The 3,304-nt window shown below is 49.3% G+C and carries 2 rRNA genes; both read left to right on the top strand.

The features are described 5' to 3' along the window. The first annotated feature begins 101 nt into the window (after window positions 1-101). Window positions 102-2,992 (top strand): 23S ribosomal RNA (locus TOI97_RS13045). Between the two features lie 133 nt (window positions 2,993-3,125). Further along, window positions 3,126-3,241: ribosomal RNA gene (gene rrf / locus TOI97_RS13040) — 5S ribosomal RNA — on the top strand. Window positions 3,242-3,304 lie beyond the last annotated feature (63 nt).

Below are 3,304 nucleotides of genomic sequence, written 5' to 3'. Positions count from 1 at the left end.
GTTTAGGCTAAGGTAAAGTTTGTGAGTTTTTTAATTGCGAACTTTCGGCGTAATATCGCTCTTCACGTTATAGACAGTAACCAGATTGCTTGGGGTTATATGGTCAAGTGAAGAAGCGCATACGGTGGATGCCTTGGCAGTCAGAGGCGATGAAAGACGTTGTAGCCTGCGATAAGCTTCGGGGAGTCGGCAAACAGACTTTGATCCGGAGATCTCTGAATGGGGAAACCCACCTAACATAAGTTAGGTATCTTATAGTGAATACATAGCTGTAAGAGGCAAACGCGGAGAACTGAAACATCTAAGTACCCGCAGGAAAAGAAATCAATTGAGATTCCCTTAGTAGTGGCGAGCGAACGGGGAGTAGCCCTTAAGTGATTTAGAGGTTAGTGGAAGGCTCTGGGAAGTGCCGCCATAGTGGGTGATAGCCCCGTACACGAAAACCTCTTTGTCATGAAATCGAGTAGGACGGAGCACGAGAAACTTTGTCTGAATATGGGGGGACCATCCTCCAAGGCTAAATACTACTGACTGACCGATAGTGAACCAGTACCGTGAGGGAAAGGCGAAAAGAACCCCGGAGAGGGGAGTGAAATAGAACCTGAAACCGTATGCGTACAAGCAGTGGGAGCCTACTTTGTTAGGTGACTGCGTACCTTTTGTATAATGGGTCAGCGACTTATTTTCAGTGGCAAGCTTAACCGAATAGGGGAGGCGTAGCGAAAGCGAGTCTTAATAGGGCGACAGTCGCTGGGAATAGACCCGAAACCGGGCGATCTATCCATGAGCAGGTTGAAGGTTAGGTAACACTGACTGGAGGACCGAACCCACTAATGTTGAAAAATTAGGGGATGACTTGTGGATCGGAGTGAAAGGCTAATCAAGCCCGGAGATAGCTGGTTCTCCTCGAAAGCTATTTAGGTAGCGCCTCATATATCACTGCTGGGGGTAGAGCACTGTTTTGGCTAGGGGGTCATCCCGACTTACCAACCCAATGCAAACTCCGAATACCAGCAAGTGCAAGTATGGGAGACACACGGCGGGTGCTAACGTCCGTCGTGGAAAGGGAAACAACCCAGACCGTCAGCTAAGGTCCCAAAGTTATGGTTAAGTGGGAAACGATGTGGGAAGGCTTAGACAGCTAGGAGGTTGGCTTAGAAGCAGCCACCCTTTAAAGAAAGCGTAATAGCTCACTAGTCGAGTCGGCCTGCGCGGAAGATGTAACGGGGCTCAAACCATACACCGAAGCTACGGACATGTTCTTTGAACATGTGGTAGAGGAGCGTTCTGTAAGCCAATGAAGGTGAGTTGAGAAGCTTGCTGGAGGTATCAGAAGTGCGAATGCTGACATGAGTAACGATAATGAGTGTGAAAAACACTCACGCCGAAAGACCAAGGTTTCCTGCGCAACGTTAATCGACGCAGGGTGAGTCGGCCCCTAAGGTGAGACCGAAAGGTGTAATCGATGGGAAACAGGTTAATATTCCTGTACTTCTAACTATTGCGATGGAGAGACGGAGAAGGCTAGGCCATCAGGGCGTTGGTTGTCCCTGTTTAAGGTGGTAGGCAGAGATCTTAGGTAAATCCGGGATCTTATATGCCGAGAACTGATGACGAGCGTTCTTTAGAATGCGAAGTGGTTGATGCCATGCTTCCAAGAAAATCTTCTAAGCTTCAGATAGTTAGGAACCGTACCCCAAACCGACACAGGTGGTTGGGTAGAGAATACCAAGGCGCTTGAGAGAACTCGGGTGAAGGAACTAGGCAAAATGGCACCGTAACTTCGGGAGAAGGTGCGCTGGTGAGGGTGAAGTATTTACTACGTAAGCCTTTGCTAGTCGAAGATACCAGGCCGCTGCGACTGTTTATTAAAAACACAGGACTCTGCAAACACGAAAGTGGACGTATAGGGTCTGACGCCTGCCCGGTGCTGGAAGGTTAATTGATGGGGTTAGCGTAAGCGAAGCTCTTGATCGAAGCCCCAGTAAACGGCGGCCGTAACTATAACGGTCCTAAGGTAGCGAAATTCCTTGTCGGGTAAGTTCCGACCTGCACGAATGGCGTAACGATGGCGGCGCTGTCTCCACCCGAGACTCAGTGAAATTGAAATCGCTGTGAAGATGCAGTGTATCCGCGGCAAGACGGAAAGACCCCGTGAACCTTTACTATAGCTTTACACTGGACTTTGAAGTTGTTTGTGTAGGATAGGTGGGAGGCTTTGAAACTGTGACGCCAGTTGCAGTGGAGCCATCCTTGAAATACCACCCTGGCAACTTTGAGGTTCTAACTCCGGTCCGTTATCCGGATCGAGGACAGTGTATGGTGGGTAGTTTGACTGGGGCGGTCTCCTCCTAAAGAGTAACGGAGGAGTACGAAGGTGCGCTCAGACCGGTCGGAAATCGGTCGTAGAGTATAAAGGCAAAAGCGCGCTTAACTGCGAGACCAACAAGTCGAGCAGGTACGAAAGTAGGTCTTAGTGATCCGGTGGTTCTGTATGGAAGGGCCATCGCTCAACGGATAAAAGGTACTCCGGGGATAACAGGCTGATACCGCCCAAGAGTTCATATCGACGGCGGTGTTTGGCACCTCGATGTCGGCTCATCACATCCTGGGGCTGAAGCCGGTCCCAAGGGTATGGCTGTTCGCCATTTAAAGTGGTACGCGAGCTGGGTTTAGAACGTCGTGAGACAGTTCGGTCCCTATCTGTCGTGGACGTTTGAGATTTGAGAGGAGCTGCTCCTAGTACGAGAGGACCGGAGTGGACGAACCTCTGGTGTTCCGGTTGTCACGCCAGTGGCATTGCCGGGTAGCTATGTTCGGAAGCGATAACCGCTGAAAGCATCTAAGCGGGAAGCGCACCTCAAGATGAGATCTCACTGGAGCTTTAAGCTCCCTAAAGGGCCCTTGAAGACTACAAGGTTGATAGGTTGGGTGTGTAAGTGCTGTGAGGCATTGAGCTAACCAATACTAATTGCCCGTGAGGCTTGACCATATAACACCCAAACAATTTGGGAAGACGAATTGTGATCCGAAAGTTCGTGAAAAATACAAACAGTATGCTAATATCACATACCTGATTCGAAGAAGCGAAGTTACATGTGAACTACGATTCTTCAAAAGAATTGCTTGACGACCATAGAACATTGGAACCACCTGATCCCATCCCGAACTCAGAAGTGAAACGATGTATCGCCGATGGTAGTGTGGGGTTTCCCCATGTGAGAGTAGGTCATCGTCAAGCTTATACAGCAAAACCCCAGTTCAGAAATGAACTGGGGTTTTTTTATGCCCAGAAAAAACAGCA

It is taken from the genome of Denitrificimonas halotolerans, from assembly GCF_034259425.1.
Taxonomy (GTDB): Bacteria; Pseudomonadota; Gammaproteobacteria; order Pseudomonadales; family Pseudomonadaceae; genus Denitrificimonas; species Denitrificimonas halotolerans.
Note: the sequence above shows the minus strand (reverse complement) of the source record. Positions and strands in the feature narration are given on the sequence as shown.